This window comes from Marinovum sp. (genome assembly GCF_048263515.1).
In the GTDB taxonomy this organism is placed as follows: domain Bacteria; phylum Pseudomonadota; class Alphaproteobacteria; order Rhodobacterales; family Rhodobacteraceae; genus Marinovum.
Genome location: NZ_JBLXEC010000006.1, coordinates 53,611 through 69,064, shown reverse-complemented (window position 1 = coordinate 69,064; position 15,454 = coordinate 53,611). Strand labels below are relative to the sequence as shown.

The window sequence follows — 15,454 nt, the reverse complement described above, 5'->3', positions numbered from 1 at the left end:
CCCGGCGCTTCGCCAATGGAAAAATGAGAACACAAGGCGAACATGCGCCTGAGGCCGGGAATTCCCCCCGGTGCCGCGGCGTCGTGTCTCAGCCTTCGGGCAGGCGCGTCACGTCGTATCCGTAAAGCCAGTCGAACTGCCGCAGCGCCCGCACCGGCGCCAGCCGCGCCCCGAGCCGCAGCGCGGTATGCGCCGCCAGTCGCAGCGGACCGGGCCGCAGGTGGTATTTCCAGGCGTTGCCGGTGGCGGTCTCGACGATGCGCTGACAGCGCGCCATGCGCAGCTGCTGATAGGCGGCGAGCCCGGCCGCCGTCTCGTCATGACCGGCCAGACAGGCGCTCAGCGCCCAGGCATCCTCCAGCGCCATGTTGGCCCCCTGGGCGAGGTACGGCAGCGTCGGATGCGCCGCGTCCCCCAGCAGCGCGCAATTGCCGCCGACCCAGCGCTCGGCCACCTTGTGACGGAACAGGCCCCAGAGCATGACCTCCTCGACCGCGCCGAGCATCTCGGGCACCGGCCCGCCGAACCGGGCAAAGGCCGCGCGCAGGTTGGCGGGATCGTCGCGGTGGGTCCAGCTCTCCTCTGCCCAGGCCTCGCGCTCCTGCGCCGCCACGATGTTGAGCACCTGGCCATCGCGCAGCGGATAACAGACCAGATGCCGCCCCGGCCCCATATGCACCTGCACCTCGGGCCCCTGACCGGTGACATTCGGGATGACAGCCCGCCAGGCCACCTGCCCGGTGAACTGCGGTTTCGCCGCGCCGATCAGCGCGTCACGCAGCCGCGAATGCAGCCCGTCAGCCCCGACCACCAGGTCAGCTGTCCGGGTACTGCTATCCGCCATCACCAGCTCGGGCCGCTTGCCGGGATGCACCTCCGCCACCTGCGCCCCCAGCCTGACCTCGACGCCGCGCGCGCGCGCCTCGCCGGCGAGAAGGTCGATCAGATCGGCGCGATGGACAAAGAAATAGCGCTGGTCCTCCGGCAGCAGCCCCAGGTCGAGCCGTGCCACCTCGCCCCCGTCGCGGAAATCCCGCAGCGAGACCGCCCTGCCTTGAACCCCACGCGCCGCAAGCTCCGTCGCTAGCCCCAGCGCCTCGATCACCCGCAAGCCGTTGGGGCTGACCTGCAGGCCGGCGCCGACCTCTCGCAATGCTTCGGCCTGTTCCAGAAGGGTGACCTGCGCGCCCCGCCCGCTCAGGCACAGCGCCGCGGCCAGCCCGCCGATGCCGCCGCCGATTATGCAGATGTCCAGACCCAGAAGGCTCATCCGTCCCCTCTCTGACATGACCCTTGTGACAAAAACGCCGGAGCAAGAGGCCCCGGCGTTTTCAGGATCGTTCGATCGGCCCGCGGCTCAATCTTCGCGGTGCACCTTCTCGCGGCGCTCGTGACGCTCCTGCGCCTCGAGGCTCATGGTGGCGATCGGGCGCGCATCCAGACGCTTGAGCGAAATCGGCTCGCCGGTCACTTCGCAATAGCCGTATTCGCCCTCGTCGATCCGGCGCAGGGCCGCATTGATCTTGGCGACAAGCTTGCGCTGCCGGTCACGGGTGCGCAGCTCGATGGCACGGTCGGTCTCTTCGCTGGCGCGGTCGGCCACGTCGGGAATGTTGCGCGTGCTCTCCTGAAGCCCTTCGATGGTGTCGCGGGTTTCGTCGAGAAGTTCGTTCTTCCAGGTAATCAGCTTGCGGCGAAAATATTCGAGATGCCGCTCGTTCATGAATGGTTCGTCCTCCGCCGGACGATAATCTTCGGGTAGAAACGATTCCTGTTTCATATCCGCTCCCTTTTTTTGGCCAGCCTCAGATGAAATCAAGTTTAGCCCTCCCTTTGACCGGCAACCCCTGCGCGCTTCGATTACTCCGTGAGCACGAGAATGTCACTACACAAAGCGCTGTATTGCGGTGAATTCCTCGGATCGCTAGGGTCCGCGGCGACAGCCAGGATCAAGGAGCGGACATGAAATTCGAGGGCACCGAAAGCTATGTGGCGACAGACGACCTCACGTTAGCGGTAAACGCCGCTGTCACGCTGGAACGCCCGCTTCTGGTCAAGGGCGAACCCGGCACCGGCAAGACCGAACTGGCCCGCCAGGTGGCCGAGGCGCTGGGCCTGCGGATGCTGGAATGGAACATCAAGTCGACCACCAAGGCGCAGCAGGGGCTCTACGAATATGACGCCGTCTCGCGCCTGCGCGACAGCCAGCTCGGCGAAGAGCGGGTGCATGACGTGCGCAACTACATCCGCAAGGGCAAGCTCTGGCAGGCCTTCGAGGCCGACGAGAAGGTGGTGCTGCTGATCGACGAGATCGACAAGGCCGACATCGAGTTCCCCAACGACCTGCTTCAGGAACTCGACAAGATGGAATTCCACGTCTACGAGACCGGCGAAACCATCAAGGCGCGGCAGCGCCCGATCGTGATCATCACCTCGAACAATGAAAAGGAACTGCCCGACGCCTTTCTGCGCCGCTGCTTCTTCCATTACATCCGCTTTCCCGACGAGGCGACCATGCGCAAGATCGTCGAGGTGCATCACCCCGGCATCAAGGACGCGCTGCTGACCACCGCGCTGACCCAGTTCTACGAGATCCGCGATCAGGCCGGGCTGAAGAAGAAACCTTCCACGTCAGAGGTGCTCGACTGGCTCAAGCTGCTGCTGGCCGAGGACCTCACCCCCGAGGATCTCGCCCGCGACGGCGCCAGCGCCCTGCCCAAGCTGCACGGCGCGCTGCTGAAGAACGAGCAGGACGTGCACCTCTTCGAGCGCCTCGCCTTCATGGCCCGCCGCGCCCGCTGACCCCCCGCTCGCCCAAGGGGCGCCCACCCCCGGCGCCCCCCAGAGGCACAAATCCGACCAAAGCGCCCACCCCCCCCCATTCCTCTTGCCAAAAAATACCCTCGGGGGAGTCGCCCATGGCGACGGGGGCAGAGCCCCCACTTCCCCCCACGCCAGCCAAGCGATCCACGGCACCCAATAAGGCACCCACAGCCGCAGCCCACTGCCACCCAAACCGCACAGAGGACCCCCCGATCCCACCACATCTGGTGTGATCCAGATCACCGCCCCACAAGCCAACCCCTTGATACGGCTGAATTGCAACGGTTTCGCCCGCGGGCAATTCATGGCGGAAAAGCGGCTTAGAAATTCATGACATTGCCCTATACTCACCCAAAAGGCGACAAAGCCATGACGGATGTCTAGACGCATCCGAGAGAGCAGGCAGACAAATAAATGTCCAAAGAGGCAGCGGGTCTTCCCGTAACCATCCGTGAATTGCGGCCCGAGGATCGGGGCAATTGGCAGGCGCTCTGGCAGGGGTATCTGGCATTCTACGAAACCACCCTGCCCGAGGCGGTGTTTGACACCACCTTTCGCCGGCTGCTGGGCGACGATCCGCGCGATTTCAACGCCCTTGTCGCCGAGTGCGACGGCCGTCTGGTGGGCCTCGCGCATTACCTCTTCCACCGTCACGGCTGGAAAGAGGAAGACGTCTGTTACCTGCAGGACCTTTATGCCGCGCCCGAGTTGCGCGGCCGGGGCATCGGTCGCAAGCTGATGGAGGCGGTCTATGCCGCCGCCGATGCCGCCGGCGCGCCGTCGGTCTACTGGCTCACTCAGGAGTTCAACCACACCGCCCGCGATCTCTATGACCGCATCGGAGTGCTGACCCCTTTCATCAAATATCAGAGAGCCTGAGACATGCGTCGCACCCGTCCGTTCTTTCTTCCCTTTGTTCTCCTGCTCTCCGCCTGCATGCCGATCGCGCCGTCGGACACGCCGACCCGGGCCGCGAGCCTTGACTCCTCGCTGCCGGCGATGAAGACCTTCTCGGTGCCGCGGCCCCTGCCCGCCAGCCGGTCGAATTCCGACATTGCCCGCGATTTCATGGACCTGCATTTCCAGCTCGAGAGCGGCCGGCAGCTGCCGCGGCTGTCGCGCTTCGAGGGGCCGATTGCCGTCAGGGTGACCGGCAATGCCCCGGCGCAGCTCGACCGCGATCTCAAGCGCCTGCTGCACCGGCTGCGCGCGGAGGCCGGGCTCGACATCCGCCAGGTCAGCGCCGACACGCCGGCGCAGGTCACCATCGAGGCGATCAGCTCGGCCGAGATCCGCCGCGCCCTGCCGATGGCGGCCTGTTTCGTGGTGCCCAATGTCTCTTCGATTGCCGAGTACAAGCGCAAGCGCCGCTCGAGCCTGCTGAACTGGGCCAAGCTGGAAGAGCGCACCTCGGTGGCGATCTTCGTGCCCAACGACACCACCCCGCAGGAGATGCGCGATTGCCTGCACGAGGAACTGGCGCAATCGCTCGGGCCGCTCAACGATCTCTACCGGCTGTCGGATTCGGTGTTCAACGACGACAACGTCCACACCGTGCTGACGGGCTTCGACATGCTGATCCTGCGCGCCACCTATGACAGCGCGCTGAGCTCCGGCATGAACCGCGCGGTGGTCGCCGCCCGCCTGCCCGGCATCCTGGCGCGGCTCAACCCGGGTGGCGAAGGCCTCGGCGTCAACCGCCAGTCGCGCACGCCCAGGGTCTGGATCGACGCGGTGCAAAAGGCGCTGGGCCCCGGCGCCAAGCACTTCCAGCGCCGCGCTGCCGCCACCGAGGCGCTCCAGGTTGCCTCGGCCATGGGCTGGCAGGATCACCGTCGTGCCTTTTCGCATTACGCCATGGGCCGCATCCTGCTGATCACCGACCCCGATCAGGCGCGCGCCGAATTCGAGGCCGCCGGCCGCTTCTACCGGATGAGCCCCTCGACCGATCTGCACCTTGCCTACGTCGCCTCGCAGCTGGGCGCGCTGGAACTGGCGCGTGGCCGGCCAGAGACCACGCTGGCGCTGGTGGCGCCGCATATAGACACCGCCGCGCGGCACGAGAACGCGGCACTTCTGAGCACGCTGCTGCTGTTGCGGGCCGAGGCGCTTGACCTGACCGGAAGGGTCTCGGAGGCACGCGAAGTGCGGATGGACTCTCTGGGATGGGCGCGCTACGGCTTTGGCGCGGATTGGGCGGTGCGCGCGAAATTGCGCGAGATTGCCTCGCTCAGCCCGCTCAAGGGCCAGCGCGGGTAACCCCCGCCAGCGCCACCGCAGGCAAGAGGACACAAGAAGATGCTGGTCATCATCGGCGCCATACTCGGCGGTATCATCGGCGGCACGATCGCCAAGCGGCGCGGCGGCAAGACGCTGGATGTGGTGCAATATGTCGGCATCTATGCCCTGGCCTTCGCGCTTCTGGGCATGCTGGCGACGCTGGTGATCCACCGCCTCGCGCTCTGAGGCGCGGGCCATGTTCGTCCCCTTCTTCGAAACCCTGCGGCGCGTCGGCGTCCCGGTCTCGCTCAGGGAATATCTCACCTTTCTCGAAGGCATGAGCGCGGGTCTCGTGACCTATGACGTCGATGCCTTCTATTACCTCGCCCGCACCGCCATGGTGAAGGACGAGCGCAATCTCGACAAGTTCGACCGCGCATTCGCCCACAGCTTCAAGGGGCTCGAGACGGTCTCGGCGCAGGACGTGCTGAATGCCGTCGACCTGCCGGAGGACTGGTTGCGCAAGATGGCCGAGAAGCATCTCAGCCCCGAGGAAATGGCCGAGATCCAGAGCCTCGGCGGCTTCGACAAGCTGATGGAGACGCTGAAGAAGCGGCTCGAAGAGCAGAAAGGCCGTCACCAAGGCGGCTCCAAGTGGATCGGCACCGCCGGCACCTCGCCTTTCGGCGCCAATGGCTACAACCCCGAAGGCGTGCGCATCGGCCAGGAAAAAAGCCGCCACCAGCGCGCGGTCAAGGTCTGGGACAAGCGCGAATTCCGCAATCTCGACGACAACATCGAGCTTGGCACCCGCAACATCAAGGTGGCGCTGAAACGCCTGCGCAACTGGGCGCGCACCGGCGCGAACGAAGAGCTCGACCTCGACGGCACGATCCGCGCCACCGCCGAAAACGGCTACCTCGACGTCAAGACCCGGCCGGAGCGGCACAATGCGGTCAAGGTGGTGCTGTTTCTCGATGTCGGCGGCTCGATGGATGCGCATATCCGGGTGGTGGAAGAGCTGTTCTCGGCCGCGCGCAGCGAGTTCAAGCACCTCGAATACTACTACTTCCACAATTGCCTGTATGAAGGCGTCTGGCGCGACAATCGCCGCCGCTGGTCGGAAGTGACGCCGACTTGGGAAGTGCTGCGCACCTATGGCTCGGACTACAAGTGCATCTTCGTCGGCGATGCCTCGATGAGCCCCTATGAGATCGCCTATGCCGGCGGCGCCAACGAGCACTGGAACGAAGAGGCCGGCCAGGTCTGGCTGCAGCGTGCCCGCGACCAATGGCCCGACAACCTCTGGATCAACCCGGTGCCGGAACGGCATTGGGACTATACCCAGTCGATCGGCATGATCCGCGAAATCTTCGAAGGCGCGATGGTACCGATGACGCTCGAAGGTCTGGAACGCGGGATGAAGGCGCTGGCCCGCTAGCGACGGTAGTCCTCGGGCTTGATGCCGTAACGCGCGAGCTTGTCATAAAGCGTCTTGCGCGGCAGTTTCAGCTGTTTCGCCGCCTCCGAGGCGCGGCCGTTCTGCCGGCTGAGCGCGGCGATCAGCAGCGAGCGTTCGACCTGCGCCATCTGCGCCGCGAGCCCCTGCTCGGAATTGCGCGCCACCTCCTCCGGCATCCCCAGAACAAAGCGCATTGCCGCCGACATCAGCGACCGGGCATTGCCTGGCCAGCTCTGTGCCATCAGGGCGGCGGCATGGTCCGGGCTGATCTCTGGCGGGGTGATGCCGGCCTGTTCGGCGGCCTGATCGACGTAGTGGCGGAACAGCACAGGGATATCCTCTGGCCGCTCCGAGAGCGCCGGAATGCGCACCACGTGCACGTTGAGGCGATAGTAGAGGTCGGCGGTCACCCGCCCTTCGGCAAAGGGCTGGTCCAGCCCGTCAACGGCGCCGGCGATCAGCCGCACCCCGTGGCCCGCGTCCAGCAAGTCGAGCAGGTCGAGCTGGCTGTCAGCCGGCAGGTCGGCGATGCCGTCGATGAAGAGCACGCCGCCCTCGGCCCGGCCAAAGACCTCGCGCAGGGCCGCGCGGTCGAGGCTGCGGGCGGCCCGTTTCTCAAAGGGTGCCTTGGCGCGCGGCGAGGACAGGTGAATGACCTCGGCCACCTTGGAAATGCCCGAGCCCTGCGGCCCGATGATCAGCACATCCGCCGTCGATCCCGCCACCTGCCGCACCTGAGTGCGCAGCGCCTCGGCCAGGGCCGAGTTGCCAAAGAGCATGCGGGCCGCCGGATCGCCGGTTTCCAACTGGCTCTTGAAGCGGCGGTTTTCCAGCACCATGGCGCGGGCCTTCAGGGCCCGGTCGAGTACCTTAAGCAAATCCTCGGTGGCGCAGGGTTTCTCCAGAAAGGCAAAGGCCCCGGCACCAAGCGCCCGCACCGCCATCGGAATGTCGCCCACGCCGGTCAGCAGGATCACCGGCAGGTCCGGGTCGACCTGTTGCGCATGGTCCAGCAGGTGAAAACCGTCGCGCCCGGGCATACGGATATCGCTGAGGATCACCCCCTCGAAGGCCGGTGTGATGTGGTCCTTGGCCACCACGAAGGATCCCGCCGGCACGGTGTCGTACTCTGCCAGTTCCAGCGATTGGCACAGCGCTTCGCGCAGGCCGGCGTCGTCATCGACCAGGAGCACCCGTCTCATGCCGCTTCCTCTTTCTCGCCGCCGGTCCATTGGTCGAGCTCGACGCTGAACACCGCGCCGCCCTCTGGCGCATTGCTGCCGCGGATGGTGCCGCCGAAGCTTTGCACCAGACCGTAGGAGATCGAGAGGCCAAGGCCCATGCCATCCGGGCCGCCGACCTGCTTGGTGGAATAGAACGGATCGAAGATCCGGTCGGGATCGGCGATCCCCGGTCCGGTGTCGCGCACCGTCACCACCGGCCGCGTCCCCTCGGTCAGGGCGATGGTCAGGGCGCGGCGCGGCGCGTCCTCCATGGCGTCGGCAGCGTTGGAGATCAGGTTGACGAAGACCTGCCCCAGCCGCACCTCGCCGCCCCAGACCCAGACCGGCCCCTCAGGGCGCTGCCAGTCGAGCGTCACCCCACCCTGTTTCAGCCGCGGCTCGGCCAACTCGATGGCGCTGTCTATGACCGCGACGATATCGACCTTGCCCATCGGCTCGCTCTCGTTGCGGGCGAAGGCGCGCAGGTTCTTGATGATCCGCGCCATGCGCGCGGCCATGGCGGCAATCCGACCGAGGTTCTCGCGCGCGGTCTCGGGCCGGTCGCGGTCGAGAAAGGCGCGGGCGTTCTCGGCATATTGCTGGATCGCCATCAGCGGCTGGTTCAGCTCGTGGCTGATGCCCGCCGACATCTGCCCCAGCGCCGAGAGCTTGCCGGCCTGCACCAGATCGGCCTGGGCGCGTTTCAGCGCCGCCTCGGCCTCCTGCCGTTCGCTGACCTCGTGGCGCAGCGCGGTGTTGGTCTGCGACAGCTGCGCGGTGCGGGCCGCGACGCGGCTTTCCAGCCTTGCATTGGCCTGCGACAGCGCCCGACGCCTTGCGCCCGCGAGATAGAGCAGCGCCCCGAAGGTGGCCATCAGCGCCGCCACCGCCGCCGCCTGCCACAGCGCCATGCGCAGCGCCGGGCCGGTGTCGATCAGCGCCTCGGCGCGCAGGCCGATGACCGGCAGGTCCTGGCTCAGGTGCAACGCCCGGCGCGGCACATAGGGCGACCAGTCGATCCACCAGACCTCATGCGCGCCGACCGTGACCCGCCTCGGTCGGTCGCCCGCCGGCGTCTCGAGCCCCATTTCGCCCTGCGGCTGGCGCCAGAACAGAAGCTCGGAGCGGTTCGAGATGAAGACCTGCCCGTCACCGGCGACAAAGTAGATCGCCGGGCGGTCGCCGCGCCAGTTCTCTTCCAGCCGGTCGATGTCGACCCCGAGGATCAGCGCGCCGCGCACCTTGCCTGTGGCGTCAAAAGTCGGCGCGGCAAAGAACCAGGCGCGCACGCCGAAGGTCTTGCTCACGCCATGCCCCGACCCCAGCGCACCCTGCATGGCGCGGCGGAAATAGGGGCTGCCCGGCAGGTCCTCGGGCGTGTTCGGACCGGAGGCCGCCAGCACCCGGCCCCGGTCATCGACATAGAGCATGGTCAGCGCCGAGGTCTTGTCCCCCACATCGAGCAGCAGCGCATCGGCCGCCGCGCGATCCCCGCCGTCGTGCAAGCCCGCCAGCGCCGGGTGACCGGCGGTCAGCACCGCCACCTCGGCATGATGGCGCAGCTCGGCGGTCAGCCGGTCGGCGGCCAGCGACAGCCCGGCCTCGCCGCGCCGGGCAATCTGGTCGAGCCCCTGGCGAAAGCCGGTATGCCAGACCCCGGCGCTCACCACGGCGATACATGCGATGTAGAGCGCGGCCAACCCGCGTAATGAGGAAGATTTCGATGTCATTCACAGAGTTTAACGCGTCCCCCCTTGCAAAGGAATGCCAACCGGTGAGGATGCGGTCATGGCAGAGTTGACCCAATCCCCCACCGATCCGGATTTTGTCCAGAACCCTTACCCGTTCTATGCTAAGGCGCGGGCCCGGGGCGCCGTGCATCATTGGCGCGACTACGGCATCGACTGCGCCTTCTCTCACGCCGCGGTGAATGCCGCCCTGCGCGACAGCCGTATGGGCCGCGAGGCGCCGGAAGAGCTCAAGCACCCCCGGCCCACGCATCTGCGCGACTTCTATGCCGTTGACGACAATTCCATGCTCGAGCTCGAAGCGCCGCGCCACACAAGGCTGCGCAAGCTGGTGCTGCATGCCTTCACCGCGCGCGGCATCGCCGGACTGGCGCCCGAGATCGAGACGCTCTGTCACGACCTGATCGACGCCTTCCCCGAGGGCGATTTCGACCTGCTGCCGCTTTATGCCGCCAAGGTGCCGGTGATCGTGATCGCGCGGCTACTGGGCGTGCCCGACGACATGGCCGACCAGCTTCTGGCCTGGTCGAACGCCATGGTGGCGATGTACCAGGCCCGCCGCGACCGCGAGATCGAGGAGGCTGCCAATGCCGCCGCGCGCGACTTCTCGGCCTTTCTGGCCGACTACGTCGCCACCCGCCGCCGCACCCCGGGCGACGACCTGATCACCCGGCTGATCGCCGCCGAGGCCGATGGCGAGACGCTGAGCCTCGACGAGCTGATCGCCACCTGTGTCCTGCTGCTCAATGCCGGTCACGAGGCGACGGTGAACACTCTGGGCAACGGCGTGAAGGCAATGCTGGAGACGGGCGCCGACCCCGACTGGACCTCCGCGGAGATGATCGACGCCACGGTCGAGGAGATCCTGCGCTACGATCCGCCGCTGCACATGTTCACCCGTTGGGTCTACGAGGATCTCGAGATCGGCCGGACCAGCCTGAAGCGCGGCGACCGCATCGGCCTGCTGCTGGGCGCTGCCGGGCGCGACCCGCAGACCTGGGACGACCCCGACCGCTTCGATCCGAATCGTCATCTCAAACCGCACGTGGCCTTTGGTGCCGGCCGGCACTTCTGCGTCGGCGCGCCGTTGGCGCGGCTGGAGTTGCAGATCGCGCTGAGGGTGCTGTTCGAGCGCCTGCCGGGCCTCGGGATCGCCGAACCGCCGGTCTATGCCAACCTCTACCATTTCCACGGACTTCGAAATTTGATGCTGACACGAGGTTGACGCACGTGGTATCCCCGGAAGGCTCTTGCACCTTGACGACCCTTGCACTGCCTGCGGACGCATGTGGCAAATCCGCCGATCCGGAATCTTCCGAGTGGCGGATTTGGACCTTTAGCGCTAACAGTGTCCAAACGCCATTGCTGAGAGCAGACCCATGAAAGACGACATCCTTCACCACATTCGATACTCGCTGGGCAAGGACGCCGAGCATTCCTCGGTCTACGACTGGCGCATTGCGCTGTCGCTTGCCCTGCGCGACCGCATGGTCGACCACTGGTACCGGAGCACCCGCGAAACCTATGCCTCGAACGCCAAGCGGGTCTATTACCTCTCGCTCGAGTTCCTGATGGGCCGGCTGGTCGAGGACATGGCCGCCAACCTCGGTCTCGACAAGGAGGCCCGCGCCGCCATCGAGGAACTGGGCCAGGACTACGAAACCATCGTGCATGACGAGCCCGACGCGGCGCTGGGCAATGGCGGCCTCGGCCGTCTGGCCGCCTGCTTCATGGACTCGCTGGCGACCCTGGGCATCCCCGCCTACGGCTACGGCATCCGTTACGAGCACGGTCTCTTCGAGCAGAAATTCTCTGACGGCAAGCAGGTCGAGACCGCCGAGACCTGGCTGTCGCAGCGCCACGCCTGGGAATTCGAACGCCCGGAAGTGAAATACCGCATCCAGTTCGGCGGCCATGTCGAACACCACGAAGGCAAGGCGCGCTGGGTCTCGTCGGAAACCGTTCTGGCCACCGCCTATGACACGCCGGTGATCGGCTGGAAGGGCACCTGGGGCAACACCCTGCGGCTCTGGTCGGCCAAGGCGCCGGGCGCCTTCGACCTCGAAAGCTTCAACCGCGGCGATTACCTCGCTGCCGGCCGCTCCGAGGCGCTGGCCCGCACGATTTCCCGCGTGCTCTACCCCGACGACACCACCGACGCCGGCAAGCAGTTGCGGCTGAAGCAGGAATACTTCTTCACCGCGGCCTCGATCATGGACCTGATGCGGCGCTACCTGTCGGATCACGACGACATCCGCGCCCTGCCCGACCACGTCGCCATCCAGCTCAACGACACCCACCCGGCCATCGCCGGCCCGGAGCTTGTCCGCCAGCTGGTGGATGTGCATGGCCTCGAGATGCCCGAGGCGATCGAGATCGCCCGCAACTGCCTGGGCTACACCAACCACACGCTGCTGCCCGAAGCGCTGGAGAAATGGCACGTGGGTCTGATGGCCTATGTCCTGCCGCGGCATCTGGAGATCATCCGCGCGATCGATCACGACCACCAGGAACAGCACCCCGGCAGCCCGCGGATCATCGAGCATGACCACGTGCAGATGGGCGAACTGGCCTTCATCATGGCGCACAAGGTCAACGGCGTTTCGGCGCTGCACAGCGAGCTGGTCAAGGAAACCGTCTTCGAGGACCTGCACCGCATCCACCCGACGCGGATCATCAACCAGACCAACGGCATCACCCCGCGGCGCTGGCTCTATACCTGCAACCAGCCGCTGTCGGATCTGATCACCCGCGAGATCGGCGAAGGCTGGGTGGCCGACCTCGAGCAGCTCAAGAAGCTGAACGACAAGGCCGGCGACAAGGCCTTCCTCGCCGAGTTCCAGGCCGCCAAGCGCGCCAACAAGGTGCAGCTGGCACAGTGGATCAAGGAGACCTGCGGCGTCGAGGTGAACCCCGACGCGATGTTCGACGTGCAGATCAAGCGGATCCACGAGTACAAGCGCCAGCTGATGAACATTCTCGAGACCATCGCGCTCTGGAACGAGATCCGCGACAACCCCAAGGGTGACTGGACGCCGCGCGTCAAGATCTTCGGCGGCAAGGCGGCACCGGGCTATCACGTGGCCAAGCAGATCATCCGCCTGATCAACGACGTCGCCGCCAAGATCAACACCGATCCGGTGACCCGCGACCTGCTCAAGGTGGTCTATCCGCCGAACTACAATGTCACCATGGCCGAGGATCTGATCCCCGCCGCCGACCTGAGCGAACAGATCTCGACCGCCGGCAAGGAAGCCTCTGGCACCGGCAACATGAAGTTCGCCCTGAACGGCGCGCTGACCATCGGCACGCTGGACGGTGCCAACGTCGAGATCCGCGAACACGTGGGTCCGGAAAACTTCTTCCTCTTCGGCCTGACGGCACAAGAGGTGCAGGAGCGCCGCCGTGAGCACGGTTTCGCGCGCAATGCCATCGAGGCCAGCCCGCGTCTCAGCCGGGTTCTCGGACAAATCGTCGACGGCGTGTTTTGCCCGGACGAAGTTACGCGGTATCATGAACTTGTCGGGAATCTCTACGATCACGACTACTTCCTCGTGACCTGCGATTTCGACAGCTACTTCGACGCGCAGCGCCGTGTCGATGTCGCCTATCGCAACCAGAGCGGTTGGGCGGCCATGGCGCTCAGGAACACGGCCAACATGGGCTGGTTCTCGTCGGATCGGACAATCCAGGGCTATGCGCGTGACATCTGGCACGCGGGCCCGGTCAACAACGGCGGAATGGAGAAAACTGCATGACTGATGCCCCCCTGGTCCACCCCGACGAAGCAGCTTCCCTTGCGGACGGGTCGCACGGCAATCCCTTTGCCGTGCTCGGCATGCACGAGGTCAACGGCAAGCTTGTCGTCCGCGTGTTCCGACCCGAGGCCGACAGCGTCGATCTGATCGACGCCCAGACCGGCAAGGCGGTTGTTTCGCTGGAGCGGGCCGAGGGGGGCGACGGTGTCTTTGTCGCCGAAATCCCGCGGCGCAAGAAACGCTTCGACTACAAGCTGCGGATGACCCGCGGCGGCGACAGCTGGACGGAACACGACCCCTATGCCTTTGGCAACGTGCTGGGCGAGTTCGATGAATACCTGCTGGGCGAAGGCACCCACGGCTATCTCTGGAAGGCGCTGGGCGCGCATGTGATGACCCACGAGGGCGTCGCAGGCACCCATTTCGCCGTCTGGGCGCCCAACGCCAAGCGCGTTTCGGTGGTGGGCGACTTCAACGGCTGGGATGGCCGGCGGTTTGTCATGCGCCGGCGCGGCGCCTCGGGGGTGCACGAGATCTTCGTGCCGGGCATCGGCGACGGCACCACCTACAAGTACGAGATCCTCGGCGTCGACGGCCAATTGATGCCGCTCAAGGCCGACCCTGTGGGCTTTGGCGCCGAGCTGCCGCCCCGCACCGCTTCGGTGGTGCGCGACCTGTCGAACTACGACTGGCAGGACAAGGGCTGGATGTCGAAACGCGGCGGCGAGCATCGCATCGACCGGCCGATCTCGGTCTACGAGGTGCATCTGGAAAGCTGGCGCCGGGTGCCCGAGGAAGACAGCCGCTCGCTCAGCTACCGCGAGATGGCCGACGAGCTGGTGGCCTATGTCAAGGAGATGGGGTTCACCCATATCGAGACCACGCCGATCAGCGAATATCCCTTCGGCGGCTCCTGGGGCTATCAGCCGGTGGGCCTTTATGCGCCGACCTCGCGCTTCGGCACGCCGGATGACTTCCGCTACTTTGTCGACGCCTGCCACCAGGCCGACATCGGGCTGATCATCGACTGGGTGCCCGGCCACTTCCCGACCGACCAGCACGGGCTTGGCCGCTTTGACGGCTCGGCGCTCTACGAACATGCCGATCCCAAGGAGGGCTTCCACCCCGACTGGAACACGCTGGTCTACAACTACGGCCGCACCGAGGTGGCCAACTACCTGATCGCCAACGCGAAATTCTGGGTGCAGGAGTATCACATCGATGGCCTGCGGGTCGATGCCGTGGCTTCGATGCTTTATCGCGACTACTCCCGGAAAGAAGGCGAATGGGTGCCCAACATCCATGGCGGCCGCGAGAACCTCGAAGCGATCAGCTTCATGCAGCGCATGAACGAGGCGGTCTATGCCGATCAGCCCGACATCATGACCATTGCCGAGGAAAGCACCGCCTTTCCCGGCGTCTCCGCCCCCACCGACACCGGCGGGCTGGGCTTCGGTTTCAAGTGGAACATGGGCTGGATGAACGACACTCTGCGCTACATGGGCGAGGATCCGATTCACCGGAAGTATCACCACGACAAGATGACCTTCGGGTTGCACTACGCCTTCAGCGAAAACTTCGTTCTGCCGCTGAGCCATGACGAGGTGGTGCACGGCAAGGGCTCGATCATCGACCGGATGCCGGGCGACGAATGGCAGAAGTTCGCCAACCTGCGGGCCTACTACGGCTTCATGTGGGGTCACCCGGGCAAGAAGCTGCTCTTCATGTCCTGCGAATTCGGCCAGTGGGACGAGTGGAACAACGAGTCGAGCCTCGACTGGCACCTGCTCGACTACCCGACCCACAAGGGCGTGCAGTCGCTGGTCCGTGATCTCAACAAGCTCTACCGTGCCACCCCGGCGCTCTACGAGCTCGACAGCAAGCCCGAGGGTTTCCGCTGGGTCGACGGCGGCAACGCGGGCGAGTCGATCTTCTCGTGGATCCGCGAAGGCAAGGAGGGCAGCGACCCGGTGCTGGTGGTCTGCAACTTCACCCCGGTCACGCGGCCGGGTTACCGGATCGGCGTGCCGCTGGCGGGCACTTGGGAGGAGGCGCTCAACACCGATGCGGCGGACTATGCCGGCAGCAACCAGGTCAATCCCGGGCCGCTCGTCACCAGCGCGGAGCCCGCGCATGGCTGCGAGCAGTCGCTCGAGCTGACGATCCCGCCGCTGGCGGCGATGTTCGTGAAAATCAAGAAGAAATAACGACAACTCTATA

Annotated in this window: 12 protein-coding genes; 8 read left to right on the top strand and 4 right to left on the bottom strand. The window is 65.8% G+C overall.

The genetic code is table 11. The features are described from left to right. Nucleotides 1-88: 88 nt before the first annotated feature. Nucleotides 89-1,270: an FAD-dependent oxidoreductase gene (locus tag ACN0SE_RS07805; protein ID WP_417523950.1), complete on the bottom strand. Its 1,182-nt coding sequence runs from the start codon at nt 1,268-1,270 to the stop codon at nt 89-91. A gap of 87 nt (nt 1,271-1,357) precedes the next feature. Then, nucleotides 1,358-1,780 carry an RNA polymerase-binding protein DksA gene (gene dksA / locus ACN0SE_RS07800; protein WP_417523949.1) on the bottom strand — a complete coding sequence of 141 codons (423 nt, stop codon included), beginning with the start codon at nt 1,778-1,780 and terminating at the stop codon, nt 1,358-1,360. A gap of 182 nt (nt 1,781-1,962) precedes the next feature. Between dksA and ACN0SE_RS07795 the strand changes: the two genes are divergently transcribed. The 5 genes from ACN0SE_RS07795 (at nt 1,963) to ACN0SE_RS07775 (ending at nt 6,484) form a co-directional block, all read left to right on the top strand. Continuing rightward, nucleotides 1,963-2,802, top strand: a complete 840-nt coding sequence (locus ACN0SE_RS07795) for an AAA family ATPase (RefSeq protein WP_417523948.1) — start codon at nt 1,963-1,965, stop codon at nt 2,800-2,802. Between the two features lie 435 nt (nt 2,803-3,237). After that, complete coding sequence (locus ACN0SE_RS07790) at nt 3,238-3,702, top strand: GNAT family N-acetyltransferase (protein ID WP_417523947.1); 465 nt, start codon at nt 3,238-3,240, stop codon at nt 3,700-3,702. Nucleotides 3,703-3,705: 3 nt separating this feature from the next. Beyond that, nucleotides 3,706-5,082 (top strand): DUF2927 domain-containing protein, encoded by a 1,377-nt coding sequence (locus ACN0SE_RS07785; protein WP_417523946.1) that lies wholly within the window; start codon nt 3,706-3,708, stop codon nt 5,080-5,082. Between the two features lie 39 nt (nt 5,083-5,121). Then, on the top strand, nt 5,122-5,289 hold the full coding sequence (locus ACN0SE_RS07780) for an apolipoprotein acyltransferase (protein ID WP_417523945.1): 168 nt from the start codon (nt 5,122-5,124) through the stop codon (nt 5,287-5,289). A 10-nt stretch (nt 5,290-5,299) separates the two neighbouring features. Next, on the top strand, nt 5,300-6,484 hold the full coding sequence (locus ACN0SE_RS07775) for a vWA domain-containing protein (protein WP_417523944.1): 1,185 nt from the start codon (nt 5,300-5,302) through the stop codon (nt 6,482-6,484). Here the strand turns inward: ACN0SE_RS07775 and ACN0SE_RS07770 are convergent. Beyond that, a complete protein-coding gene (locus tag ACN0SE_RS07770) occupies nt 6,481-7,707 on the bottom strand; it encodes a sigma-54-dependent transcriptional regulator (protein ID WP_417523943.1) in 1,227 nt (408 codons plus the stop codon). The genes ACN0SE_RS07775 and ACN0SE_RS07770 overlap by 4 nt on opposite strands. Next, on the bottom strand, nt 7,704-9,458 hold the full coding sequence (locus tag ACN0SE_RS07765) for an ATP-binding protein (RefSeq protein WP_417523942.1): 1,755 nt from the start codon (nt 9,456-9,458) through the stop codon (nt 7,704-7,706). The genes ACN0SE_RS07770 and ACN0SE_RS07765 overlap by 4 nt, the downstream gene beginning before the upstream one ends. Nucleotides 9,459-9,516: 58 nt before the next feature. Here ACN0SE_RS07765 and ACN0SE_RS07760 point away from each other — a divergent pair, with 58 nt between their 5' ends. The 3 genes from ACN0SE_RS07760 to glgB all read left to right on the top strand — a co-directional run bounded on the left by ACN0SE_RS07760 (nt 9,517) and on the right by glgB (nt 15,441). Continuing rightward, nucleotides 9,517-10,701: a cytochrome P450 gene (locus tag ACN0SE_RS07760; protein ID WP_417523941.1), complete on the top strand. Its 1,185-nt coding sequence runs from the start codon at nt 9,517-9,519 to the stop codon at nt 10,699-10,701. A gap of 154 nt (nt 10,702-10,855) precedes the next feature. Continuing rightward, nucleotides 10,856-13,234: a glycogen/starch/alpha-glucan phosphorylase gene (locus ACN0SE_RS07755; protein WP_417523940.1), complete on the top strand. Its 2,379-nt coding sequence runs from the start codon at nt 10,856-10,858 to the stop codon at nt 13,232-13,234. Beyond that, on the top strand, nt 13,231-15,441 hold the full coding sequence (gene glgB, locus ACN0SE_RS07750) for a 1,4-alpha-glucan branching protein GlgB (protein ID WP_417523939.1): 2,211 nt from the start codon (nt 13,231-13,233) through the stop codon (nt 15,439-15,441). The genes ACN0SE_RS07755 and glgB overlap by 4 nt, the downstream gene beginning before the upstream one ends. The last annotated feature ends 13 nt before the right edge of the window (nt 15,442-15,454 follow it).